The sequence below is a fragment of the Klebsiella sp. D5A genome (assembly GCF_001620885.1).
Classification (GTDB): Bacteria; Pseudomonadota; Gammaproteobacteria; order Enterobacterales; family Enterobacteriaceae; genus Klebsiella; species Klebsiella variicola.
Window position 1 is genome coordinate 61,508 of sequence record NZ_LOAR01000022.1, and the last position, 24,890, is coordinate 86,397.

General features: G+C 57.1%; 23 protein-coding genes. 18 read left to right on the forward strand and 5 right to left on the reverse strand.

Features of this window, described 5'->3' with window-relative positions; translation table 11 throughout:
• The first annotated feature begins 19 nt into the window (after positions 1-19).
• Both yigL and AS136_RS24070 read left to right on the forward strand, forming a co-directional pair.
• A complete protein-coding gene (yigL, locus tag AS136_RS24065) occupies positions 20-820 on the forward strand; it encodes a sugar/pyridoxal phosphate phosphatase YigL (RefSeq protein ID WP_008807941.1) in 801 nt (266 codons plus the stop codon).
• A gap of 88 nt (positions 821-908) precedes the next feature.
• Positions 909-1,808 carry a carboxylate/amino acid/amine transporter gene (locus tag AS136_RS24070; protein ID WP_008807940.1) on the forward strand — a complete coding sequence of 300 codons (900 nt, stop codon included), beginning with the start codon at positions 909-911 and terminating at the stop codon, positions 1,806-1,808.
• Here AS136_RS24070 and metR read toward each other — a convergent pair.
• Positions 1,696-2,649 (reverse strand): HTH-type transcriptional regulator MetR, encoded by a 954-nt coding sequence (gene metR, locus AS136_RS24075; RefSeq protein ID WP_023296876.1) that lies wholly within the window; start codon positions 2,647-2,649, stop codon positions 1,696-1,698. The two genes, AS136_RS24070 and metR, sit on opposite strands and share 113 nt — an antisense overlap.
• Before the next feature lie 247 nt (positions 2,650-2,896).
• On the opposite strand from metR, the gene metE reads away from it, so the two are divergent.
• Complete coding sequence (gene metE, locus AS136_RS24080) at positions 2,897-5,161, forward strand: 5-methyltetrahydropteroyltriglutamate--homocysteine S-methyltransferase (RefSeq protein WP_023323443.1); 2,265 nt, start codon at positions 2,897-2,899, stop codon at positions 5,159-5,161.
• A 58-nt stretch (positions 5,162-5,219) separates the two neighbouring features.
• Here metE and AS136_RS24085 read toward each other — a convergent pair whose 3' ends face one another.
• Complete coding sequence (locus AS136_RS24085; protein ID WP_008807937.1) at positions 5,220-6,032, reverse strand: dienelactone hydrolase family protein; 813 nt, start codon at positions 6,030-6,032, stop codon at positions 5,220-5,222.
• Positions 6,033-6,304: 272 nt separating this feature from the next.
• Here AS136_RS24085 and udp point away from each other — a divergent pair, with 272 nt between their 5' ends.
• The 9 genes from udp to tatD all read left to right on the forward strand — a co-directional run bounded on the left by udp (position 6,305) and on the right by tatD (position 14,271).
• Positions 6,305-7,066 (forward strand): uridine phosphorylase, encoded by a 762-nt coding sequence (udp, locus tag AS136_RS24090; protein ID WP_002883419.1) that lies wholly within the window; start codon positions 6,305-6,307, stop codon positions 7,064-7,066.
• Positions 7,067-7,201: 135 nt separating this feature from the next.
• Positions 7,202-8,650, forward strand: a complete 1,449-nt coding sequence (gene rmuC / locus AS136_RS24095) for a DNA recombination protein RmuC (protein ID WP_023323444.1) — start codon at positions 7,202-7,204, stop codon at positions 8,648-8,650.
• Positions 8,651-8,720: 70 nt separating this feature from the next.
• Positions 8,721-9,476 carry a bifunctional demethylmenaquinone methyltransferase/2-methoxy-6-polyprenyl-1,4-benzoquinol methylase UbiE gene (gene ubiE / locus AS136_RS24100; RefSeq protein WP_008807935.1) on the forward strand — a complete coding sequence of 252 codons (756 nt, stop codon included), beginning with the start codon at positions 8,721-8,723 and terminating at the stop codon, positions 9,474-9,476.
• A 13-nt stretch (positions 9,477-9,489) separates the two neighbouring features.
• A complete protein-coding gene (gene ubiJ, locus AS136_RS24105) occupies positions 9,490-10,095 on the forward strand; it encodes a ubiquinone biosynthesis protein UbiJ (RefSeq protein WP_008807934.1) in 606 nt (201 codons plus the stop codon).
• Positions 10,092-11,732: a ubiquinone biosynthesis regulatory protein kinase UbiB gene (gene ubiB / locus AS136_RS24110; RefSeq protein WP_008807933.1), complete on the forward strand. Its 1,641-nt coding sequence runs from the start codon at positions 10,092-10,094 to the stop codon at positions 11,730-11,732. Before ubiJ ends, ubiB begins: the two co-directional genes overlap by 4 nt.
• A 129-nt stretch (positions 11,733-11,861) precedes the next feature.
• A complete protein-coding gene (gene tatA / locus AS136_RS24115; RefSeq protein WP_002883425.1) occupies positions 11,862-12,113 on the forward strand; it encodes a Sec-independent protein translocase subunit TatA in 252 nt (83 codons plus the stop codon).
• A gap of 3 nt (positions 12,114-12,116) precedes the next feature.
• Complete coding sequence (gene tatB / locus AS136_RS24120; RefSeq protein WP_023323445.1) at positions 12,117-12,653, forward strand: Sec-independent protein translocase protein TatB; 537 nt, start codon at positions 12,117-12,119, stop codon at positions 12,651-12,653.
• Positions 12,654-12,655: 2 nt separating this feature from the next.
• Positions 12,656-13,435, forward strand: a complete 780-nt coding sequence (gene tatC / locus AS136_RS24125) for a Sec-independent protein translocase subunit TatC (RefSeq protein WP_004886745.1) — start codon at positions 12,656-12,658, stop codon at positions 13,433-13,435.
• 32 nt (positions 13,436-13,467) lie between these two features.
• The gene (gene tatD / locus AS136_RS24130) at positions 13,468-14,271 is read left to right on the forward strand and encodes a 3'-5' ssDNA/RNA exonuclease TatD (RefSeq protein WP_162493294.1); all 804 of its coding nucleotides are present in this window, start codon (positions 13,468-13,470) and stop codon (positions 14,269-14,271) included.
• Here tatD and rfaH read toward each other — a convergent pair.
• Positions 14,268-14,756, reverse strand: coding sequence for a transcription/translation regulatory transformer protein RfaH (gene rfaH, locus AS136_RS24135; RefSeq protein WP_008807930.1), 489 nt, complete (start codon positions 14,754-14,756; stop codon positions 14,268-14,270). The genes tatD and rfaH overlap by 4 nt on opposite strands.
• A 178-nt stretch (positions 14,757-14,934) precedes the next feature.
• On the opposite strand from rfaH, the gene ubiD reads away from it, so the two are divergent.
• On the forward strand, positions 14,935-16,404 hold the full coding sequence (gene ubiD / locus AS136_RS24140; RefSeq protein WP_008807929.1) for a 4-hydroxy-3-polyprenylbenzoate decarboxylase: 1,470 nt from the start codon (positions 14,935-14,937) through the stop codon (positions 16,402-16,404).
• A gap of 55 nt (positions 16,405-16,459) precedes the next feature.
• Positions 16,460-17,161 (forward strand): NAD(P)H-flavin reductase, encoded by a 702-nt coding sequence (fre, locus tag AS136_RS24145; RefSeq protein ID WP_008807928.1) that lies wholly within the window; start codon positions 16,460-16,462, stop codon positions 17,159-17,161.
• 106 nt (positions 17,162-17,267) lie between these two features.
• Here fre and fadA read toward each other — a convergent pair whose 3' ends face one another.
• Complete coding sequence (gene fadA, locus AS136_RS24150) at positions 17,268-18,431, reverse strand: acetyl-CoA C-acyltransferase FadA (RefSeq protein WP_008807927.1); 1,164 nt, start codon at positions 18,429-18,431, stop codon at positions 17,268-17,270.
• Positions 18,432-18,440: 9 nt separating this feature from the next.
• Positions 18,441-20,630, reverse strand: a complete 2,190-nt coding sequence (fadB, locus tag AS136_RS24155) for a fatty acid oxidation complex subunit alpha FadB (RefSeq protein WP_063267050.1) — start codon at positions 20,628-20,630, stop codon at positions 18,441-18,443.
• A 191-nt stretch (positions 20,631-20,821) separates the two neighbouring features.
• Here fadB and pepQ point away from each other — a divergent pair, with 191 nt between their 5' ends.
• The 4 genes from pepQ to hemG are packed head-to-tail and all read left to right on the forward strand — an operon-like array spanning position 20,822 to position 24,803.
• Positions 20,822-22,153: a Xaa-Pro dipeptidase gene (pepQ, locus tag AS136_RS24160; RefSeq protein WP_012969182.1), complete on the forward strand. Its 1,332-nt coding sequence runs from the start codon at positions 20,822-20,824 to the stop codon at positions 22,151-22,153.
• Positions 22,153-22,767 carry an IMPACT family protein gene (locus tag AS136_RS24165; RefSeq protein ID WP_008807924.1) on the forward strand — a complete coding sequence of 205 codons (615 nt, stop codon included), beginning with the start codon at positions 22,153-22,155 and terminating at the stop codon, positions 22,765-22,767. Before pepQ ends, AS136_RS24165 begins: the two co-directional genes overlap by 1 nt.
• Positions 22,768-22,806: 39 nt before the next feature.
• The gene (trkH, locus tag AS136_RS24170; protein ID WP_008807923.1) at positions 22,807-24,258 is read left to right on the forward strand and encodes a Trk system potassium transporter TrkH; all 1,452 of its coding nucleotides are present in this window, start codon (positions 22,807-22,809) and stop codon (positions 24,256-24,258) included.
• A gap of 11 nt (positions 24,259-24,269) precedes the next feature.
• Positions 24,270-24,803, forward strand: coding sequence for a menaquinone-dependent protoporphyrinogen IX dehydrogenase (gene hemG, locus AS136_RS24175; protein ID WP_012543216.1), 534 nt, complete (start codon positions 24,270-24,272; stop codon positions 24,801-24,803).
• Positions 24,804-24,890 lie beyond the last annotated feature (87 nt).

Below are 24,890 nucleotides of genomic sequence, written 5' to 3' on the forward strand. Positions count from 1 at the left end.
CTTAGAGGTTAACTTTTTTATGTACCAGGTTGTTGCGTCTGATTTAGACGGCACGCTGCTTTCCCCCGACCATTTCCTGACCCCGTATGCCAAAGAGACGCTGAAATTGCTCACCGCCCGTGGGATCAATTTCGTCTTCGCCACCGGCCGTCACTACATCGACGTCGGGCAGATCCGCGATAATCTCGGCATCCGGTCGTACATGATCACCTCTAACGGCGCCCGGGTTCACGATAGCGATGGTCAGCAAATCTTTGCCCATAACCTCGATCGCGATATTGCCGCCGACCTGTTTGAGATCGTGCGTAACGACCCAAAAATCGTCACTAACGTCTATCGGGAAGACGAGTGGTATATGAACCGCCATCGTCCGGAAGAGATGCGCTTCTTCAAGGAGGCGGTGTTTAACTACAAGCTGTATGAGCCGGGCGAACTGGATCCGCAGGGGATCAGCAAAGTATTCTTTACCTGCGAGGATCACGAGCATCTGCTGCCGCTGGAGCAGGCGATGAACGCCCGCTGGGGCGATCGCGTGAACGTCAGCTTCTCCACCTTAACCTGCCTGGAAGTTATGGCGGGTGGGGTATCGAAGGGGCATGCGCTGGAGGCGGTGGCGAAAATGCTCGGTTACACTCTTGCCGATTGCATCGCCTTCGGCGACGGTATGAACGACGCTGAGATGCTGTCGATGGCCGGCAAGGGCTGCATCATGGCCAACGCCCATCAACGGCTGAAGGATCTGCATCCGGAACTGGAAGTGATCGGCAGTAACGCCGACGATGCGGTCCCGCACTACCTGCGTAAGCTATACCTCGACTGAAAAAGATTGACGACTGGCGAATAACTGTCCAGTCGTCAACCTGACTCTTCGCTACAATGCCTGTTCTTTATCCAACGAGACGACCATTGTGGCGCTGTTAATTATCACCACTATCCTGTGGGCCTTTTCTTTTAGCCTGATTGGCGAATACCTGGCCGGTAGCGTCGACAGCTATTTTTCGGTGCTGATGCGTGTGGGCCTGGCGGCGCTGGTGTTCCTGCCTTTCCTGCGCACGCGCGGCCAGTCTCCGCGCACGATCGTGCTCTATATGCTGGTGGGCGCGATGCAGCTTGGCATCATGTATCTGCTGGCTTTCCGCGCCTATCTCTATCTGACGGTTTCGGAATTTCTGCTGTTTACCGTGTTTACCCCGCTGTATATCACGCTGATCTACGACCTGCTCAGCGGACGTAAGCTGCGCTGGGGCTATCTGCTGAGTGCTGCGCTGGCGGTGCTGGGGGCGGCGATTATCCGCTATGACAAAGTCAGCGATCATTTCTGGACCGGGCTGTTACTGGTGCAGTTGTCAAACCTCTGCTTCGCTATCGGCATGGTGGGTTACAAGCGCCTGATGGAGGTACGTCCGATGCCGCAGCACAATGCCTTTGCCTGGTTTTATGTCGGGGCCTTTATCGTGGCGGTGGCAGCGTGGTTTATGCTGGGCAACCCCCAGAAGCTGCCGACCACCACGCTGCAGTGGAGCGTGCTGGTGTGGCTCGGCGTGGTGGCTTCCGGGCTGGGTTACTTTATGTGGAACTATGGCGCCACGCAGGTGGATGCCGGCACGCTGGGGATCATGAATAACGTCCATGTCCCCGCGGGTCTACTGGTAAACCTCGCCATCTGGCAGGAGCAGCCGCACTGGCCGAGCTTTATTAGCGGAGCGTTGGTGATCCTGGCCTCGCTGTGGGTCCATCGCCGCTGGGTCGCTCCGCACTCCGGACAAACGGCAGGTGATCGCAGGCGTGGTTCCGCGCAGAGCGAATAAACGCTTCGGTGACCGGTTGACGCTGTTCGCCATCGCGGACGGCCGCGTACAACCGGCTCCATAATCCCTCACCCAGGGTTTTGGTGACCACCAGGCCCTGGCGTTCAAAGCTTTCCACCACCCAGTGCGGCAGCGCGGCGATGCCCATCCTTGCGGCCACCATCTGGATCAGCAACAGCGTGTTATCGACGCTTTTCAGCTGGGGACTGATGCCGGCCGGCTGCAGGAAATGGCGCCAGATGTCGAGGCGCCCGCGCTGCACGGGATAAATCAGCAGTGTTTCCGCGGCCAGGTCCTCTGGCGTAATCAGCGTCTTCATGGCTAACGGGTGCTCGGGCGCCAGCACCAGACGCACCTCATAATCAAACATCGGCGAGTAGTGCAGACCGCTGCGCGGCAGGATATCGGAGGTCATCACCAGATCCAGTTCGCCCTGCTGCAGCGCAGGCTGCGGGTCGAAGGTCACTCCGGAATGGAAGTCGACCTCCACGTGCGGCCAGCGGGCGCGGAAATTCTCCAGCGCCGGCGTCAGCCACTGAATACAGCTGTGACATTCGATAGCCAGCCGCAGCCGGGTCTGCTGTGGTTCGTTACAGTCCTGCAGGGCGCGAGCGATCTGCGGTAGCACCTGATTGGCCAACTGCAGCAGAATTTCCCCTTGCGGCGTGAAGCGTAGTGGCTGGCTTTTACGCACAAACAAACGGAAGCCAAGGCGCTGTTCCAGATCGCTGAACTGGTGAGACAAGGCGGACTGGGTCTGGTGCAAGGCCGCTGCCGCACCCGCCAGTGAACCGCTGTTCCGCAACGCTTGCAGCGTTTTCAGATGTTTAATTTCGATCATGAAAGTCCTTCACTTCGCCATGAGCAATTTGCGCTTGAGGAATATACAGTAACTGCCAATTATGGATGTGTAAACATCTGGATGGCTAAAACCCTTCGTCTTTTGAATTTATGGTGCGTTGGCTGCCTCGCTTACCCCAGTCACTTACTTCAGTAAGCTCCTGGGGATGCGCATCGTTGCCGCCTTCCTGCAAGCCGAACTATTTAGAGTTTTTCTTCAGATTCAATGAAATAAGAGAGGAACAAAAATGACAATTATTAACCACACCCTCGGTTTTCCTCGCGTTGGCCTGCGCCGCGAGCTGAAAAAAGCGCAAGAGAGCTACTGGGCGGGCAACGCCACTCGCGAGGAACTGATGACAGTAGGCCGTGAGCTGCGTGCCCGCCACTGGGAGCAGCAGAAACAGGCGGGCGTTGATCTGCTGCCGGTGGGGGATTTCGCCTGGTACGACCATGTTCTGACTACCAGCCTGCTGCTTGGCAACGTGCCGGCTCGTCATCAGAACAAAGACGGCTCTGTCGATATCGACACCCTGTTCCGCATTGGCCGCGGCCGCGCGCCGACTGGCGAACCGGCCGCCGCTGCGGAAATGACCAAATGGTTTAACACCAACTATCACTACATGGTGCCGGAGTTCGTGAAGGGCCAGCAGTTCAAACTGACCTGGACCCAACTGCTGGATGAAGTAGACGAAGCGCTGGCGCTGGGCCACAAGATCAAGCCCGTGCTGCTGGGGCCGGTAACGTACCTGTGGCTGGGTAAAGTGAAAGGTGAACCGTTTGACCGTCTGAGCCTGCTGAATGACATCCTGCCGGTTTACCAGCAGGTGCTGGCCGAACTGGCGAAGCGCGGCATCGAGTGGGTGCAGATTGATGAACCGGCGCTGGTGCTGGAGCTGCCGCCAGCGTGGCTGGAGGCCTTTAAACCGGCTTATGACGCCCTGCAGGGCCAGGTGAAACTGCTGCTGACCACCTATTTTGAAGGCATTAGTGACAATCTCGCGACCATTGCTGCGCTACCGGTCCAGGGGCTGCACGTCGATCTGGTGCACGGCAAAGATGATGTTGCCGAACTGCACAACCGCCTGCCGGCCGACTGGCTGCTGTCTGCGGGTCTGATCAATGGGCGCAACGTTTGGCGCGCCGATCTCACTGAAAAATATGCGCAAATTAAAGACCTCGTCGGTAAGCGCGAGCTATGGGTCGCGTCATCCTGTTCTCTGCTGCATAGCCCGATCGATCTGAGCGTGGAGACGCGCCTTGATGCGGAAGTGAAGAGCTGGTTTGCCTTCGCGCTGCAGAAATGCGGCGAGCTGGCGCTACTGCGCGATGCGCTGAACAGCGGCGATACGGCGGCGATTACCGAGTGGAGCGCGCCAATCCAGGCCCGTCGCCATTCGACCCGCGTGCACAACGCGGAAGTGGAAAAACGGCTGGCGGCGATCACCGCTCAGGACAGCCAGCGTGCCAGCCCCTATGAGGTTCGCGCGCAGGCACAGCGCCAGCGCTTTAACCTGCCGAAATGGCCGACCACCACCATCGGGTCATTCCCGCAAACGACGGAGATCCGCGGTCTGCGCCTGGACTTCAAAAAGGGCAACCTTGACGCCAGTCATTATCGGACGGGGATTGCGGAACATATTAAGCAGGCGATCGTCGAGCAGGAGCGGTTAGGTTTAGACGTACTGGTGCACGGAGAAGCCGAGCGGAACGACATGGTGGAATACTTCGGTGAACATCTGGACGGTTTTATCTTCACGCAAAACGGCTGGGTGCAGAGCTATGGTTCCCGTTGCGTGAAGCCGCCGGTGGTGATCGGCGACGTCAGCCGTCCGCAGGCGATCACCGTCGACTGGGCGAAGTACGCGCAGTCGCTGACCGACAAGCCAGTGAAAGGGATGCTTACTGGACCGGTGACCATTCTGTGCTGGTCCTTCCCGCGGGAAGATGTCAGCCGTGAAACCATCGCGAAACAGATTGCGCTGGCCCTGCGTGATGAAGTGGCGGATCTGGAGGCGGCGGGGATCGGCATCATCCAGATTGATGAGCCGGCGCTGCGCGAAGGGTTACCGCTCAAGCGCAGCGACTGGGATGCCTATCTGCAGTGGGGTGTGGAAGCCTTCCGCCTTAATGCTGCGGTTGCCAAAGACGACACTCAGATCCACACCCACATGTGCTATTGCGAGTTCAACGACATCATGGACTCCATTGCCGCGCTGGATGCCGACGTGATCACCATTGAAACCTCACGGTCCGATATGGAGCTGCTGGAGTCGTTCGAAGCGTTCGAGTATCCCAATGAGATCGGGCCGGGGGTATATGATATTCACTCGCCGAACGTGCCGAGCGTGGAGTGGATTGAAGCGTTGCTGGCAAAAGCCGCGCAGCGTATCCCGGCGGAGCGGCTGTGGGTTAACCCGGACTGCGGCCTGAAAACTCGCGGCTGGCCGGAAACCCGCGCCGCGCTGGCGAATATGGTGCAAGCGGCGCAGAACCTGCGCCAGTCCGCCTGATCGTTACGCAAAAAATCAAAAAGGAGGCATTTGCCTCCTTTTTTCATGCATTGGGTGATTATGCTTTTTTACCGCCATACTGAGCAAACCACGCGAGCATTCGCTGCCATCCGTCTTTGGCTGACTCTTCATGATAGCTGGCGCGATAGTCGGCGTTAAAGGCATGATCGGCTTCGGGATAGACCACGATTTCCGCTGTGGCGTTGGCCGCCCGCAGCGCCTGACGCATGGTCTCGATGGTGTCCTGTGGAATACTGGCGTCTTTAGCGCCGTACAGACCAAGCACCGGGGCGTTGAGATCGACCGCGATATCTACCGGATGCTTCGGTGAATTCAGCGATTTTTCTCCCACCAGCTTGCCGTACCAGGCCACGCCTGCCTTCAGCTGCGGGTTATGCGCGGCATACAGCCAGGTAATGCGTCCGCCCCAGCAGAAGCCGGTGATTAGCAGACGATGGGCATCGCCGCCGTGGCGCGCCGCCCAGCTGGCGACATGGTCGAGATCCGCCAGCACCTGCGCGTCCGGCACCTTGGTAACCAGCTCTTTGAACAGGGTCGGGATATCGTGGTACTCATTCGGATCGCCCTGACGGAAGTACAATTCAGGCGCAATAGCCAGATAGCCTTCCTGCGCCAGGCGGCGACAAAGATCGCGAATATGCTCATGCACGCCGAAAATTTCCTGTACCACGATAACGATCGGCAGCGGACCGTCGGCATTTTTCGGGCGGGCGTGGTAGGCCGGCATGTTTTCACCCTGAGAGGGAATAGACGTCTCTCCGGCGATAATATGCTCTTCCGGCGTATGAACGGCGGTGGCGGCGTGTGGTGAAGCTGCAGGTGCGAATCCAGGTTGCTTGGTGGTGGTCATGGTATTCTCCGTACCCTTATTTATTAGCGCATCAATAACTATAGACCCTTTACCTTTAGTTCGGGCGGTAATAAAGCACAGTGCCTGAAAGCGGCTATCTTTTGTTCTGTGACGATGAATATAACTTGTTAATGTGATGTGTATCACTATTTACTGAAAAACAACTGCAATCATTATTGGTCTTGGTGACTATCATCACAAAATGTTGCCAGGGGCTTCTGTACAGTACCGTTTTGCTTCTGCTGATAATTCGACCCACAGAGGAGTTTTTTATGTCCAAGTCTGATGTTTTTCATCTCGGCCTCACCAAGAACGATTTACAAGGGGCTACGCTGGCTATCGTCCCTGGCGATCCGGAGCGTGTGGAAAAGATCGCCGCGCTGATGGATAAGCCGGTTAAGCTGGCATCCCACCGCGAATTTACCTCCTGGCGCGCGGAGCTGGACGGCAAGCCGGTGATCGTCTGCTCCACCGGCATCGGCGGCCCGTCGACTTCTATCGCCGTGGAAGAGCTCGCGCAGCTGGGCGTGCGTACCTTCCTGCGTATCGGCACCACCGGCGCGATTCAACCGCACATTAACGTTGGCGATGTGCTGGTTACGACCGCTTCCGTTCGCCTGGACGGCGCCAGCCTGCACTTCGCGCCGATGGAATTCCCGGCCGTCGCAGACTTCGCCTGCACCACCGCGCTGGTGGAAGCGGCGAAATCTATTGGTGCCACCACCCATATCGGCGTGACCGCCTCTTCGGATACCTTTTACCCAGGCCAGGAGCGTTACGACACCTTCTCCGGCCGCGTGGTGAGCCGCTTCAAGGGCTCAATGGAAGAGTGGCAGGCAATGGGCGTGATGAACTATGAAATGGAATCGGCCACGCTGCTGACCATGTGCGCCAGCCAGGGCCTGCGTGCCGGGATGGTCGCCGGGGTTATTGTGAACCGTACCCAGCAAGAGATCCCTAACGCCGAAACCATGAAGCAAACCGAAAGCCACGCGGTCAAAATCGTCGTGGAAGCGGCGCGTCGTCTGCTGTAATTCAACCCCTTCTCTGTCAGGCCGGATCCTCCGGCCTTTCTTTTTTGCGTTGCTCCTCGCAGGAAATCCCTTTTAAACTGGACGTTTGTACAGCACAATTCTATTTTGTGCCATCAGGTTATCGCAGGGGGCGTCGTGGATCTCTCAATCATTATCAGCGCGGTTATCGCACTGGCTGCCGGGTTAATGGTCGGCTGGCTGGCAACCAAAGCGCGCGCCGACCAAATCCGGGCCGATCTCATTGAGGAGCGGCGAGAGCTGGATATTGAGCTGAGCGCCGCCCGTCAGCAGCTGGTGCAGGAGGCCCACTGGCGTGAGGAGTGCGAGCTGCTGAACAATGAGCTGCGCAGTCTGCGGGATATCAATACCTCGCTGGAGGCCGATCTGCGTGAGGTCACCACCCGGCTCGAATCCACCCAGCTGCATGCGGAAGATAAGATCCGTCAGATGGTTAACAGCGAGCAGCGCCTGAGCGAGCAGTTTGAAAACCTCGCCAACCGCATTTTCGAACACAGCAACCGGCGCGTCGATGAGCAAAACCGCCAGAGTCTGCATGGTCTGCTGACCCCGCTGCGCGAACAGCTCGACGGGTTCCGCCGCCAGGTGCAGGAGAGCTTTGGCCAGGAGGCGCGGGAAAGGCACACCCTGGCGCATGAGATCCGCAATCTTCAGCAGCTGAACGCGCAGATGGCGCAGGAGGCACTGAACCTGACGAAAGCGCTGAAAGGTGATAACAAAACCCAGGGCAACTGGGGGGAAGTGGTCTTAACCCGCGTGCTGGAGGCCTCCGGCCTGCGCGAAGGCTATGAGTACCAGACCCAGGTCAGTATCGAGACCGATAACCGCTCGCGGATGCAGCCGGACGTCATTGTCCGCCTGCCGCAGGGCAAGGACGTGGTGATAGACGCCAAAATGACCCTGGTCGCCTATGAGCGCTATTTCAACGCCGAAGACGACTACACCCGCGAAGTCGCGCTGCAGGAACATCTTGCCTCGGTGCGAAACCATATTCGCCTGCTGGGACGCAAGGATTATCAACAACTGCCGGGGCTGCGCTCTCTCGACTACGTGCTGATGTTTATTCCCGTCGAGCCGGCGTTCCTGGTGGCCATCGACCGTCAGCCCGAGCTCATCAGCGAGGCGTTGCAAAATAATATCATGCTGGTCAGCCCGACGACGCTGCTGGTAGCCCTGCGTACTATCGCCAATCTGTGGCGCTATGAGCATCAGAGCCGCAACGCGCAGAAGATCGCCGAGCGGGCGGGGCGCCTTTACGACAAAATGCGCCTGTTTGTGGATGATATGTCCGCCATCGGCCAGAGTCTGGATAAGGCGCAAGAGAACTATCGCCAGGCGATGAAAAAGCTCGCTTCCGGGCGCGGGAATCTGCTGGCCCAGGCGGAAGCCTTTCGCGGCCTGGGGGTGGAGGTGAAGCGCGGGATAAATCCTGATTTAGTCGAACAAGCCACTGCCCAGGACGATGAATATCGTCTCGAAGACGAGGATAACCTCCCGGAAAATGACGCATTTTCAGCCGACTCTGCCGAGGCGTTACATAATCGGGAGGCGGCTCCGCCACGTTGAAACGTATGGGAAATGCGCTGAATCTGATACACTCAGTGAACATTTTCTTGAAAAGCAAGCAGGCATAGAGATGGTTGAGGATTCACAAGAAACGACGCACTTTGGCTTTCAGACGGTCGCTAAAGAGCAGAAACAGGACATGGTGGCGCATGTATTCCATTCTGTCGCGGCAAAGTATGATGTGATGAACGACTTGATGTCGTTTGGTATCCATCGTTTGTGGAAGCGTTTCACCATCGACTGCAGCGGCGTACGTCGCGGGCAGACCGTGCTGGATCTGGCAGGGGGGACCGGCGATTTGACAGCCAAGTTCTCCCGTCTGGTAGGAGAAACCGGCCGCGTCATGCTTGCTGATATCAATGATTCCATGCTCAAAATGGGCCGCGAAAAGCTGCGTAATATCGGCATCGTGGGCAACGTTGAGTATGTTCAGGCCAACGCGGAAGCCCTGCCGTTTGCTGATAACACCTTTGACTGCATCACCATTTCTTTCGGTCTGCGTAACGTTACCGATAAAGAAAAAGCGCTGCGTTCGATGTACCGCGTGCTGAAGCCGGGCGGACGTCTGCTGGTGCTGGAGTTTTCTAAACCGATTATCGAACCGCTGAGCAAAGCCTACGACGCTTACTCCTTCCATATCCTGCCGAAGGTGGGGGAACTGGTGGCAAAAGACGGCGACAGCTATCGCTACCTGGCAGAATCTATCCGTATGCACCCGGATCAGGAAACCCTGAAAGGGATGATGCAGGATGCAGGTTTTGAAAGTGTCGACTACCACAACCTGACGGCGGGTATCGTTGCCTTGCATCGCGGTTACAAGTTCTGACAGGAGGGACGCTATGCCTTTCACACCCCTGGTGACCGCTAGCATTGAGACGGCGCTGAATACTTTTCTCTGGCGTGACAAGGCGCTAAAACCCGCTCGTCAGCGCCTGCTGGGTAAGGTATTGCGAGTTCAACTGCAGGACTTCTCCACCCCGATCGTACTGGCGTTCAGCGAACGCCAGGTTGATGTCCTGAGCGCCTGGGAGGGAGAGGCCGACTGCACTGTGATTACCCGGCTCAGCGTGCTGCCCAAACTGCGTAATCGTCAGCAGCTCACGGCGCTTATCCGTAGCGGAGATCTGGAAGTGCAGGGCGATCTGCAGGTGGTGCAGAATATGGTCTCCCTGTGCGATCTGGCGGAGTTCGATCCCGCTGAACTGCTGGCGCCTTATACTGGCGATATCGTGGCTGAAGGCGTTGGCAAAGTCCTCCGCGGCGGCGCTCAGTTTTTACTGAAAGGCGCGCAGCGCCAGCAGCGCTATGTCGCAGAAGCGATCACTGAAGAGTGGCGACTGGCACCGGGGCCGCTGGAGCTGGCATGGTTTGCGGAAGAAACGACGGCTATTGAACGCGCGCTGGCCGCACTGGAAAAACGGCTGGAAACGCTGGAGGGCAAATGACGCCAGGAGAATTACGGCGCCTGTATTTCATCATCCACACCTTTTTGAGCTACGGGCTCGATGAGCTCATCCCCAAAATTCGTCTCACGCTGCCGCTGCGTATCTGGCGGCGGATGCTGTTCTGGATGCCAAATCGTCATCAAGACCAACCCCTTGGCACTCGTCTGCGCCTGGCGCTTCAGGAGCTGGGGCCGGTGTGGATTAAATTTGGCCAGATGCTTTCCACCCGCCGGGATCTCTTCCCGCCGCATATTGCCGATCAGCTGGCGCTGTTGCAGGACCGCGTAGCGCCCTTTGAAGGAAAGCTCGCGCAGCAGCAGATAGAGAAAGCGATGGGGGGCCTGCCGGTGGAAGCCTGGTTTGATGATTTCTCCGTAGAGCCGTTAGCCTCGGCGTCCATCGCCCAGGTGCATACCGCACGTCTGAAAGAGAATGGCAAAGAGGTGGTGATCAAGGTTATCCGCCCGGATATTTTGCCGATCATTAAAGCGGACATGAAGCTCATCTACCGCCTGGCGCGCTGGGTACCGCGTCTGCTGCCTGACGGCCGCCGTCTGCGCCCGCAGGAGGTGGTTCGCGAATATGAAAAAACGCTGCTGGACGAGCTGAACCTGTTGCGGGAATCCGCCAACGCCATTCAGCTGCGGCGTAATTTCGAAGATAGTCCGATGCTGTACGTGCCGGAGGTGTACCCCGACTACTGCAGCGAAAGCATGATGGTGATGGAGCGCATCTACGGTATCCCGGTGTCCGACGTGGAGGCGCTGGAGGCCCAGGGGACCAACATGCAGCTGCTGGCGGAGCGGGGCGTGCAGGTCTTCTTTACCCAGGTGTTCCGCGACAGCTTCTTTCATGCCGATATGCACCCTGGCAACATATTCGTCAGCTACGAGCACCCGGAAGATCCGCAGTATATCGGCATCGACTGCGGTATTGTCGGCTCGCTGAACAAAGAAGATAAGCGCTATCTGGCGGAAAACTTTATCGCCTTCTTTAACCGCGATTATCGTAAGGTGGCTGAGCTGCACGTCGATTCCGGTTGGGTACCGCCCGATACGAATGTCGAAGAGTTTGAGTTCGCGATCCGCACGGTCTGCGAGCCGATCTTTGAGAAGCCGCTGGCGGAGATCTCCTTCGGCCACGTGCTGCTTAATCTGTTCAATACCGCGCGGCGTTTCAATATGGAAGTCCAGCCGCAGCTCGTTTTACTACAGAAGACATTACTTTACGTAGAAGGGGTAGGCCGGCAGCTCTATCCTCAGTTAGACTTGTGGAAAACGGCGAAGCCTTTCCTCGAGTCGTGGATCAAAGATCAGGTCGGCATTCCGGCGCTGGTGCGCGCGTTTAAAGACAAAGCGCCGTTCTGGATCGAAAGAATGCCTGAAATACCTGAGCTGGTGTATCAGAGCCTGCAGCAGAGCAAACAGCTGCAGACCAGCGTCGATACCATCGTGCGGGATATGCATGTGCGTCATGTGCGCCAGGGCCAATCCCGTTATCTGTTTGGTATAGGCGCGGTTTTATTGCTCAGTGGTACGCTGCTCTTTATCCATCGCCCTGAGTGGGGAATGATGCCCGGCTGGTTGATGGCCGGCGGTGTGGTGACCTGGCTGATTGGCTGGCGGAAAACCCACTGATCGGTTCGCCTCTTCATGACGCAGGCTTATTTGCGCAAAATCATGCCGGCGGCCTGACGAAGAGGCGGCTCGCAGGATGGCGTGTATAATGCGTCCACATAATTCATCATCTGTCATAGGGGAACGTGTATGGGTGGTATCAGTATTTGGCAGTTATTAATTGTTGTCGTCATCGTAGTTCTGCTTTTTGGGACGAAGAAGCTGAGCTCACTGGGGTCAGACTTAGGGGCATCTATCAAAGGCTTTAAAAAAGCCATGAGTGATGATGATAAACCCGAAAAGTCGGCGCCAGACGCAGATTTCACGGCGAAAACCATCGCCGATAAACAGGATGATGCAAAAAAAGACGAGACAAAACGCCACGACAAAGAGCAGGTGTAACTCGTGTTCGATATTGGTTTTAGTGAACTACTGCTGGTGTTTGTGATTGGCCTCATTGTTCTGGGGCCACAGCGGCTTCCCGTCGCGGTTAAAACGGTGGTTGGCTGGATCCGTACGCTACGCTCGCTGGCGACCACGGTACAAAATGAGCTGGCCCAGGAGCTAAAACTGCAGGAGTTCCAGGAGAGCCTCAAGAAGGTGGAAAAGGCCAGCCTGAATAACCTGACGCCTGAGCTGAAAGCCTCCATGGATGAACTGCGCGAGGCCGCGGAGTCGATGAAGCGCTCCTATAGCGCCCACGATCCTGAAAAGGCCAGCGACGAAGCCAATACCATCCTTAATCCGGTGGTGAAAGGCAGTGAAGCGCAGCGCCAGGACGTCACGCCGGCGACGGCAGAACATCAGGCCAGCGCTCCGGCTCATGCGCCGGGTCCCGTCGTCGATGAGCAACCCGCTTCACCGGCTGAACTTCCGGCAGAGAAAACATCCGCTACGGCGGCAGCCCCTCATTCTTCCCCCGCATCGAGTGATAAACCGTAAACATGGGCGTAGACGATACACAACCGCTAATTTCGCATCTGATTGAGCTGCGCAAGCGTCTGCTCAACAGCATCATTGCTATTCTGGTGATCTTCCTGGCGCTGGTCTATTTCGCCAATGATATCTACCAGCTGGTCTCGGCCCCGCTTATCAGCAAGATGCCGGTGGGCGCGACGATGATCGCTACTGATGTCGCTTCACCTTTCTTTACGCCGATAAAGCTGACCTTCATGGTGTCGGTGATCCTGTCAGTGCCGATTATTCTTTACCAGGTATGGGCCTTCGTCGCGCCGGCGCTGTATAAGCACGAGCGCCGGCTGGTGGTGCCTTTACTGGTATCCAGTACGCTGCTGTTCTATATCGGCATGGCTTTCGCTTATTTTGTCGTGTTTCCGCTGGCGTTCGGCTTCCTGACCCATGCTGCCCCAGAGGGGGTGCTGGTCTCGACCGATATCCGCAGCTATCTCGACTTCGTGATGGCGCTGTTTATGGCTTTCGGGGTCTCTTTTGAGGTACCGGTCGCCATTGTGCTGCTCTGCTGGATGGGCGTTACCACGCCGGAAGAGCTGCGCAAAAAACGGCCGTATGTGCTGGTGGGCGCCTTCGTGGTGGGTATGCTGCTGACACCGCCGGACGTATTCTCGCAGACGCTGCTGGCCATTCCGATGTACTGTCTGTTTGAAGTCGGGGTGTTCTTCGCCCGCTTCTACACCGGGAAGCGCCTGACGCGTGATGACGACGCTGCGGCCGAAGCTGAAGCCGCGGAGCACAGAGAAGAGTAATACCGCCAACCGCCCGTCAGGGCGGTTGGCATATGGGAGCGATCATGTTTGATATCGGCGTTAATCTCACCAGTTCGCAGTTTTCCCGCGACCATGATGAGGTGGTGGCGCGCGCCCGGGCGGCGGGGGTTCACGGCATGCTGCTGACCGGCACAAATTTGCCGGAGAGCCAGCAGGCCCAGAGAATGGCGAGCCATTATTCCGGTTGCTGGTCCACGGCAGGGGTTCATCCCCATGACGGCAGCAGCTGGTCGCCAGCGGTCGCCGAGGCGATTTATACCCTCGCCCGCGAGCCACAGGTGGTGGCGATAGGTGAGTGCGGTCTGGATTTCAACCGTAATTTCTCCACGCCGCAGGAGCAGGAGGCAGCGTTCAGCGCCCAACTGGCGCTGGCCGCTGAGCTGTCGATGCCGGTGTTTTTACACTGCCGCGACGCCCACGACCGGTTTCTGGCGTTGCTTAAACCCTGGCTTGAGAAGATCCCGGGCGCGGTGCTGCACTGCTTTACCGGCAGCCGCAGCGAGGTGCAGGAATGCCTGGATCTGGGCCTGTTTATCGGTATTACCGGTTGGGTATGCGATGAGCGGCGGGGACTGGAGCTGCGCGAGCTGCTGCCGGCGATCCCGGCGGAACGTCTGCTGCTGGAGACCGATGCGCCTTATCTGCTGCCTCGCGACCTCAAGCCGAGACCGGCCTCGCGGCGTAACGAGCCCGCGTATTTGCCGCATATCCTGGCCAGCGTCGCGAGCTGGCGGGGCGAAGAGACGCAATGGCTGGAGGCGCAAACGGACGCAAACGTCAGGACGCTGTTTGGCATCGACGTTAACGGCGTTTAGATTTTCTGGAAGTCGGTATTTTTAACGCTCTGCAGGACTTGCTTATTCAGCAGGTTTAACAGCAACATAGAACGAGCTTCGCCGTCCGGCTCGGTGAAGATAGCCTGTAAGCCTTCGAACGCGCCGTCGGTGATTAGCACGCTATCGCCCTCATGCGGCGTTTCCGGGTCGGTAATGCCTTCTGGTTTGTAGATAGAGAGCTGATGAATCACCGCCGAGGGAACGACAGCGGGCAGGGCGCCAAAGCGCACGAAGTTGTTAACCCCGCGGGTGGCGCTGATGGTAGTGGTATGAATCACCTCTGGATCGAACTCAATAAACAGGTAGTTCGGGAACAGCGGTTCGCTGACCATGGTGCGTTTACCGCGAATGATTTTTTCCAGCGCAATCGTCGGCATCAGGCAGTTAACTGACTGACGTTCCAGATGTTCCTGGGCTCGTTGTAGCTGCCCACGTTTGCAATACAGTAAGTACCAGGCTTGCATAATGACTCATTCCACTTCTAATAACGGCAAGCATAACAAATGGCTGGTGTAATCGCGAAAGCCATTATAATTGAAATCCAAATTTCAGCGTTCTTTCACGCTAATTTAACAAAATTACAGCATCGCGCCGTCGAACACCGTATAATTAGCCGCCTGTAGAGAGGTCAATAACACTTTCATGAAATACCACGATCTTCGCGACTTTCTGACACTCCTGGAACAACAGGGCGAACTAAAACGTATCACTCTGCCGGTCGATCCTCACCTGGAAATCACCGAAATTGCCGACCGGACCCTGCGTGCCGGTGGCCCGGCGCTGCTGTTTGAAAACCCGAAAGGCTACTCAATGCCGGTGCTGTGCAATCTGTTTGGCACGCCGCGTCGTGTGGCGCTAGGGATGGGCCAGGAAGACGTCAGTTCGCTACGGGAAGTCGGGAAGCTATTGGCCTTTCTGAAAGAGCCGGAGCCGCCAAAAGGCTTCCGCGATCTGTTTGATAAGCTGCCGCAGTTCAAGCAAGTGCTGAATATGCCGACCAAACGCCTGCGCGGTGCGCCCTGCCAACAAAAAATCATCCAGGGCGATGACGTCGACCTGAATAAAATCCCGATTATGACCTGCTGGCCGGAAGATGCCGCGCCGCTGATCACCTGGGGGCTGACGGTGACCCGCGGGCCGCACAAAGAGCGGCAGAACCTGGGAATTTATCGCCAGCAGCTGATCGGTAAAAATAAACTCATCATGCGTTGGTTATCCCACCGCGGCGGCGCGCTCGATTTCCAGGAGTGGTGCGCGGCGCATCCCGGCGAGCGCTTCCCGGTTTCCGTGGCGCTTGGCGCCGATCCGGCGACCATACTTGGCGCGGTGACGCCGGTGCCCGATACCCTGTCGGAATATGCTTTCGCAGGCTTGCTGCGCGGCACCAAGACCGAAGTGGTGAAGTGCGTTTCCAATGACCTTGAAGTGCCGGCCAGCGCGGAAATTGTGCTCGAAGGTTACATTGAAGCCGGGGAGATGGCGCCGGAAGGCCCGTATGGCGATCATACTGGCTACTACAATGAAGTGGATAGCTTCCCGGTGTTTACGGTAACCCACATTACCCAGCGCGAAGACGCGATTTATCATTCGACCTATACCGGTCGTCCGCCGGATGAACCTGCGGTGCTGGGCGTGGCGCTGAACGAAGTCTTTGTGCCGATTCTGCAAAAGCAGTTCCCGGAAATCGTCGACTTTTATCTGCCGCCGGAAGGGTGTTCCTATCGCCTGGCGGTGGTGACCATGAAAAAACAGTACGCGGGCCATGCCAAGCGCGTGATGATGGGCGTCTGGTCATTCCTGCGCCAGTTCATGTATACCAAATTCGTGATCGTATGCGATGACGACGTCAACGCACGCGACTGGAACGACGTGATTTGGGCGATTACTACCCGTATGGACCCGGCTCGTGATACGGTACTGGTAGAAAATACGCCAATAGATTATCTGGATTTTGCCTCGCCGGTTTCCGGCCTGGGTTCAAAAATGGGGCTGGATGCCACAAATAAATGGCCTGGCGAAACCCAGCGTGAATGGGGTCGTCCAATCAAAAAAGATCCTCAGGTGACGGCGCGCATCGACGCCATCTGGGATGAACTGGCCATCTTTAAATAACAGTAAGCGGGGCTAACGCCGCTGTTTTGCTCTATAGACCCGACAGAGGGGACGCATGACAACCTTAAGCTGTAAAGTGACCTCAGTGGAGGCGATTACCGATACCGTGTATCGCGTTCGATTAGTACCGGAAGCGGCATTCTCTTTCCGCGCTGGCCAGTATCTGATGGTGGTAATGGACGAGCGCGATAAGCGTCCGTTCTCTATGGCTTCCACGCCGTCAGAGCACGAGTTTATCGAGCTGCATATCGGTGCTTCTGAACTTAATCTGTATGCGATGGCGGTGATGGATCGCATTCTGAAAGAGCGTGAAATTGAGGTTGATATTCCGCATGGCGAAGCGTGGCTGCGCGATGACGAAGATCGCCCGCTGATTCTGATCGCCGGCGGCACCGGTTTCTCTTATGTGCGTTCTATTCTGTTAACCGCACTGGCGCGTAACCCGGATCGCGATATCGCCATTTATTGGGGCGGCCGCGAGGCTAAGCATCTGTACGATCTGGCCGAGCTGGAAGCGTTAAGTATCAAACATCCGAATCTGCGCATCGAGCCGGTGGTCGAGCAACCGGAAGAAGGGTGGCGCGGTCGTTCCGGTACGGTACTGACTGCCGTGCTGCAGGATTACGGCACGCTGGCCGAGCATGATATCTACATTGCCGGTCGTTTTGAGATGGCCAAGATTGCCCGCGACCTGTTCTGCAACGAACGCGGCGCGCGCGAAGATCGCCTGTTTGGCGACGCGTTTGCCTTTATCTGAAAATAAAAAACCCGCCCCTGACAGGCGGGAAGAACGGCAACTAAACCTGCTCTCTTCGCCATTGCTGCCTGCTTCTGGTCGCAATGGCGTTGAGATAACCCTTCGATTAAATCCGCTCAAACACAGTGGCAATACCCTGACCTAAACCGATACACATGGTCGCCAGACCGAACTGAGCGTCTTTGCGTTCCATCTGATTGATCAACGTGGTGCTAATGCGCGCCCCGGAGCAGCCCAGCGGATGTCCGAGCGCGATCGCGCCGCCGTTGAGGTTGATCTTCTCGTCAATCTGCTCCATTAAGCCCAGATCTTTAATACACGGCAGGATCTGCGCGGCAAACGCTTCATTCATTTCAAAGACGTCGATATCGCTGGTGGATAAGCCCGCTTTTTTCAGCGCCAGCTTTGAGGCCGGAACCGGGCCATAACCCATAATGGACGGATCGCAGCCGACCACCGCCATCGAACGGACGCGAGCGCGCGGCTTCAGCCCCAGCTCGCGGGCGCGGCTTTCGCTCATCAGCAGCATTGCCGCCGCGCCGTCGGAAAGGGCGGAAGAGGTACCTGCCGTTACCGTGCCGGTCACCGGATCAAATGCCGGTCTCAGCGCCGCCAGCGCTTCAACGGTGGTTTCCGGGCGGATCACTTCGTCATAGTTAAAAGACTTCAGTACGCCATCGGCATCGTGGCCACCGGTCGGGATAATCTCGGCTTTGAAGGCGCCTGATTGCGTCGCCGCCCAGGCGCGAGCGTGAGAGCGTGCGGCGAACTGATCCTGCATTTCGCGGCTGATGCCGTGCAGACGCGCCAGCATTTCCGCGGTCAGCCCCATCATGCCGGCGGCTTTCGCCACATTACGGCTGAGGCCCGGATGGAAATCGACACCGTGGCTCATTGGCACATGGCCCATGTGCTCAACGCCGCCAATCAGGCAGACGCTGGCATCGCCGGTCATGATCATACGGGCCGCATCGTGCAGCGCCTGCATGGAGGAACCGCACAGACGGTTAACCGTCGTCGCCGGTACCGAGTGCGGGATTTCTGCCAGCAGCGCGGCGTTACGCGCAATGTTGAAACCCTGCTCCAGCGTTTGTTGCACGCAGCCCCAGTAAATATCGTCAATCGCGCTCGCCTCAAGCGACGGGTTACGCGAAAGCAGGCTACGCATCAGGTGCGCGGAGAGGTCTTCCGCACGCACGTTGCGAAAGGCGCCGCCCTTCGAACGGCCCATCGGGGTGCGAATTGCATCGACAATGACAACCTGTTCCATTGTGACTCCTTAAGCCGTTTTCAGAGCGCCAACCGGACGGGCTGGCTCTACCTGGGGATAATACGCTTCGTTATGGCGCGCTTTGTCACGCAGACCGGCTGGCACTTCATACAGCGGGCCAAGGTGCTGGTATTGCTGTGCCATATCGAGATACTTCGCGCTGCCGATGGTGTCCAGCCAGCGGAATGCGCCGCCGTGGAACGGAGGGAAGCCCAGGCCGTATACCAGCGCCATATCCGCTTCCGCCGGGCTGGCGATAATGCCTTCTTCCAGGCAGCGGACGACTTCGTTAACCATCGGGATCATCATGCGGGCGATAATCTCTTCATCGCTGAAATCGCGCTTCGGCTGGCTGACGTCGGCCAGCAGGCTGTCGACGGCAGCGTCTTCTTCTTTCTTCGGCTTACCTTTGCTGTCTTCTTTATAACGCCAGAAACCGAGGCCGTTCTTCTGGCCGAAACGGTTGGCGTCAAACAGGGCGTCGATGGCGTCGCGATAATCTTTCTGCATCCGCTGCGGGAAGCCCGCCGCCATCACGGCCTGAGCATGGTGGGCGGTATCGATGCCGACAACATCCAGCAGATAGGCCGGGCCCATTGGCCAGCCAAACTGTTTTTCCATCACTTTGTCGACCTTGCGGAAATCCGCCCCGTCGCGCAGCAGCTGGCTGAAGCCGGCGAAGTAGGGGAACAGCACGCGGTTGACGAAGAAGCCGGGACAATCATTCACCACGATTGGCGTCTTGCCCATTTTGCTGGCCCAGGCCACAACTTTGGCAATGGTCTTATCCGAGGTTTTTTCGCCGCGGATCACTTCAACCAGCGGCATGCGATGCACCGGGTTAAAGAAGTGCATACCGCAGAAGTTTTCCGGGCGTTGCAGAACGCTGGCCAGTTCGCTGATGGGGATTGTTGAGGTGTTGGATGCCAGCACGGTATCCGGGCGCACTTTTGCCTCGGTTTCGGCCAGCACCGCTTTCTTCACTTTCGGGTTTTCGACCACCGCTTCAACAACCACGTCGACGCGATCAAAACCGCTGTATTCCAGGGTTGGCTGAATGGTGCTGATCACTCCGGCCAGCTTCAGACCGTCGATTTTGCCGCGTTCCAGCTGTTTATTCAGCAGTTTCGCCGCTTCGGTCATGCCCAGGGTCAGCGATTTGTCGCTAATGTCTTTCATCACCACCGGCACGCCTTTCCAGGCCGACTGGTATGCGATACCGCCGCCCATAATGCCAGCGCCCAGGACAGCAGCATGCTTCGGCGTCTCGACATCTTTGGTCAACTTTTTCGCTTTCGCTTTGACGTACTGGTCGTTCAGGAAGATACCAACCAGCGCGCGGGCCTCATTGGTATGGGCCAGCGGGACAAAGCTTTTATTTTCCAGCACCAGGGCTTCTTCACGACCAAGACGTGCGGCGGCTTCAATGGTTTTCACCGCGGTGATCGGCGCCGGGTAATGTTTCCCGGCCGTTTGCGAGACCATGCCTTTGGCAATCGTGAAGCTCATGGTAGCTTCAATTTTGCTGAGCTTCAGCGGCTCTAGTTTCGGCTGACGTTTTGCTTTCCAGTCCAGATCGCCATTAATCGCCTGACGCAGGATCGCCAGCGCGCCGTCACGCAGTTTTTCCGCTGCGACCACACCATCCACCAGGCCGATTTTCAGCGCCTGATCGGCGCCGACGTCTTTCCCGGCGGCAATAATTTCCAGCGCGCTATCGGCGCCGAGCAAGCGTGGCAGACGCACAGAACCGCCGAAGCCCGGCATAATGCCAAGCTTGGTTTCCGGCAGACCGATACGCAGATCCGGCGTCGCCAGGCGGTAATCGGTCGCCAGGACGCATTCACAACCGCCGCCCAGCGCGTAACCATTGACGGCAGAGATCGTCGGGACGGGAAGATCTTCCAGACGATTGAAAACGCTGTTAGCAAAATGCAACCACTGGCTTAACTGCTCCTCAGGGACCAGGAACAGCGAGAGGAATTCGGTGATATCCGCGCCGACGATAAACGCCGCTTTTTCAGAGCGCAGCAGCAGACCTTTGAGATCGTTTTGTTTTTCCAGTACGTCCAGCGCGTGACCGAGGCTGGCTACGGTTGCGGTATCAAGCTTGTTGACCGAACCTGGGGCATCGAACACCAGTTCGGCGATGCCATCTTCCAGCCAGTCGAGGTACAGGGTGTCGCCTTTGTAGAGCATGTCAGTCTCCTGAATCCAGCAATATGATCTGGTCATACCAGATGAAACGGAGTGTGGAATTTATGTTAAAGAATTGCAAATTACTCTTTAAATAATTGCTGGTCGGATCACATCCGGCGGAAATCACCCGCACGCAGGGTGATGTGCTAAGATGCGGAGTATCACGATCCCATAAAAGCAAAGGATGAAAGATGGAATCCCTGTCCGCGCTCTATAAAAATCATATTGTTACCCTACAAGAACGTACCCGCGACGTGCTGGCCCGTTTTCAGATGGATGCGCTGCTGATTCACTCCGGTGAGCTGGTTAACGTCTTCCTTGACGACCACCCGTACCCGTTCAAGGTCAATCCGCAGTTCAAAGCCTGGGTGCCAGTGACGCAGGTGCCTAACTGCTGGCTGCTGGTGGATGGCGTTAACAAACCGAAGCTGTGGTTCTATCTGCCGGTCGATTACTGGCACAACGTCGAGCCGCTACCGACCGCATTCTGGACCGAAGAAGTTGACGTCATTGCTCTGCCGAAGGCCGATGGCATCGGCAGCCAGCTACCTGCCGCTCGCGGTAATATCGGTTATATTGGGCCGGTACCGGAGCGCGCGCTGGGGCTGGGTATCGCTGCGGATAAGATCAACCCGAAAGGGGTTATCGATTACCTGCACTACTATCGGGCTTACAAAACGGATTACGAGCTGGCCTGTATGCGTGAAGCGCAGAAATCGGCGGTCAATGGTCATCGCGCGGCCTATGAAGCTTTCCAGTCCGGGATGAGCGAATTCGATATCAACCAGGCCTATCTCACCGCCACTGGTCACCGCGATACCGACGTGCCTTACAGCAACATTGTCGCGCTGAATGAGCATGCCTCCGTCCTGCACTACACCAAACTGGATCATCGCGCCCCGGCGGAGATGCGCAGCTTCCTGCTCGACGCTGGCGCAGAATATAACGGCTATGCCGCGGATCTGACGCGAACCTGGGCGGCGCACGGCGACAACGACTTTGCCCATCTGATCAAAGACGTTAATGACGAGCAGCTGGCGCTGATTAGCACCATGAAGGCCGGGACTCGTTATGTTGATTACCATATCCAGTTCCATCAGCGCATCGCAAAGCTACTGCGTAAACACCAGTTGGTTACCGACATAAGCGAAGAGGCGATGGTGGAGAATGACCTGACCGGGCCGTTTATGCCGCACGGGATTGGCCATCCGCTGGGTCTGCAGGTCCATGATGTCGCTGGCTTTATGCAGGATGACACCGGTACGCATCTGGCGGCGCCGTCGAAATACCCGTATCTGCGCTGCACCCGTATTATCGAGCCGCGCATGGTGCTGACTATTGAACCCGGCATCTACTTCATCGAGTCGTTACTGGCGCCGTGGCGTGAAGGCCCGTTCAGCAAGCACTTCAACTGGCAGAAAATTGACGCCATGAAGCCGTTTGGCGGGATCCGTATCGAAGATAACGTGGTGGTTCACGAAAACAGCATTGAAAATATGACGCGCGATCTGAAGCTGGCGTAATGGAAAGCTGGTTAATCCCGGCGGCGCCGGTTACCGTCGTTGAGGAGATTAAAAAAAGCCGTTTTATCACGCTGTTGGCGCATACCGACGGCGTGGCGGCGGCAAAAGCGTTTGTCGAGTCCGTCAGAGCGGATCACCCTGATGCCCGCCACCACTGCGTGGCGTGGGTCGCCGGGCCGCCTGATGATTCGCAACAGCTGGGGTTTTCTGACGATGGCGAACCGGCGGGGACGGCGGGTAAACCGATGCTGGCGCAACTGATGGGGTGCGGCGTGGGTGAGATAACCGCTGTCGTCGTGCGCTACTACGGTGGTATCCTGCTGGGCACTGGCGGCCTGGTGAAAGCCTATGGCGGCGGTGTTCATCAGGCGCTGGCGCAGCTGACGACGCAGCGCAAGACACCGTTAACAGCATATACTTTGCAATGTGAGTATGGGCAACTGGCCGGTATCGAAGCGCTGCTCGCCCAATTCTCCGGGAAGGTAGTCGAAAGCGAATATCTGGCGTCGGTTCGGCTGCGCGTGGCGCTTCCCCGGGCCGAAGTGGCGGCTTTTTCAGCAAAACTGGCTGATTTTAGTCGCGGTTCATTGCAATTACTGAAGATTGACGAATAATCCCCTCTGTTTTTTTGCCTATCAAAGGAAGCGCCAGAGATGCATTTTCGCGCCATAACCCGAATCGTTGGACTGTTGGTCATCTTATTTTCGGGGACGATGATCGTTCCGGGATTAGTGGCCCTGATATATCGCGATGGCGCGGGGCGGGCCTTCACGCAAACCTTTTTTGTTGCGCTGGCGATTGGCTCCATGCTGTGGTGGCCGAATCGTAAACAAAAAGGCGAACTGAAATCCCGCGAAGGGTTTCTGATTGTGGTGCTGTTCTGGACCGTGCTGGGGAGCGTGGGGGCCTTGCCCTTTATTTTCGCCGAGCAGCCGAACCTGACGGTGACCGATGCCTTCTTCGAGTCATTTTCCGGCCTGACGACGACCGGAGCGACCACCCTGGTTGGTTTGGACTCATTACCTCATGCAATCCTCTTTTACCGGCAGATGCTGCAATGGTTCGGCGGCATGGGGATCATTGTGCTGGCGGTGGCGATTCTGCCTATCCTCGGCGTAGGGGGGATGCAGCTCTACCGCGCGGAAATGCCCGGTCCGTTGAAAGACAACAAGATGCGCCCGCGTATCGCCGAGACGGCGAAGACGCTGTGGCTTATCTATGTGTTATTGACGATAGCCTGCGCATTGGCGCTCTGGTTTGCCGGTATGCCGGCGTTCGATGCGATTGGGCACAGCTTTGCCACTATCGCCATCGGCGGTTTCTCGACTCACGATGCCAGCGTCGGCTATTTCAATAGCCCGATGATTAACTCTATCATCGCGATCTTTTTGCTGATCTCTGGCTGTAACTACGGTCTGCATTTTTCGTTATTGAGCGGACGCAGCCTGAAGGTGTACTGGCGCGACCCAGAATTTCGCATGTTCATTGGCGTCCAGTTGACGCTGGTCATCATCTGTACGCTGGTGCTATGGCTCCATAACGTGTATGGGTCGGTGCTGACGACGCTGAATCAGGCATTTTTCCAGGTGGTGTCGATGGCGACCACCGCGGGATTCACTACCGATAGCATTGCGCGCTGGCCGCTATTCCTGCCGGTGTTGCTGCTCTGCTCCGCATTTATCGGCGGCTGTGCCGGTTCCACGGGCGGTGGCTTAAAGGTGATCCGTATCCTGTTGCTGTTTAAGCAGGGCAACCGTGAGCTTAAGCGTCTGGTACACCCGAATGCGGTTTATAGCATCAAGTTAGGTAACCGCGCCTTGCCGGAACGTATTCTTGAAGCCGTGTGGGGGTTCTTCTCCGCCTATGCGCTGGTCTTTATCATTAGTATGTTGGCTATTATCGCCACCGGGGTGGATGATTTCTCTGCCTTCGCCTCCGTGGTGGCGACGTTGAACAACCTCGGGCCTGGGCTTGGCGTTGTCGCGGACAACTTTGCCACTATGAACCCGGTCGCGAAATGGATCCTGATTGCTAATATGCTGTTTGGTCGTCTGGAAGTGTTCACCTTACTGGTGCTCTTTACTCCCACTTTCTGGCGCGAATAACAGGAGTGCTCGTGAAAACTTTAATACTCTTCTCCACCCGCGACGGGCAGACCCGTGAAATCGCTTCGTTTCTGGCCTCCGAGCTGAAAGAGCTGGGCATCGACGCGGACACCTTGAACCTGAACCGTACCGATGTCGTCGAATGGCATCACTACGATCGGGTGGTCATCGGCGCGTCGATTCGCTACGGGCACTTTCATCCGGCGGTGGACCGCTTTGTGAAAAAGCATCTGGCATCATTGCAGGCGCTGCCGGGAGCATTCTTCTCTGTTAACCTGGTGGCGCGTAAACCCGAGAAGCGCACGCCGCAGACCAACAGCTATACGCGTAAGTTTCTGCTGAACTCGCCGTGGCAGCCGCAGAGCTGCGCGGTATTTGCCGGCGCGCTGCGCTACCCGCGCTACAGCTGGTACGATCGGTTTATGATCCGCCTGATTATGAAAATGACCGGGGGGGAAACGGATACCCGCAAAGAAGTGGTCTATACCGACTGGCAACAGGTATCCCGGTTTGCTCGGGAAATCGCACAAATGGCGCGCAAATAGCGCGTAAAACTCGCGTTGTGATGGAAAATCGAGCGAACGAAAAGTTTTTTTGAATTTCCCCTTGTCACCTCAGAATTACTCCCTATA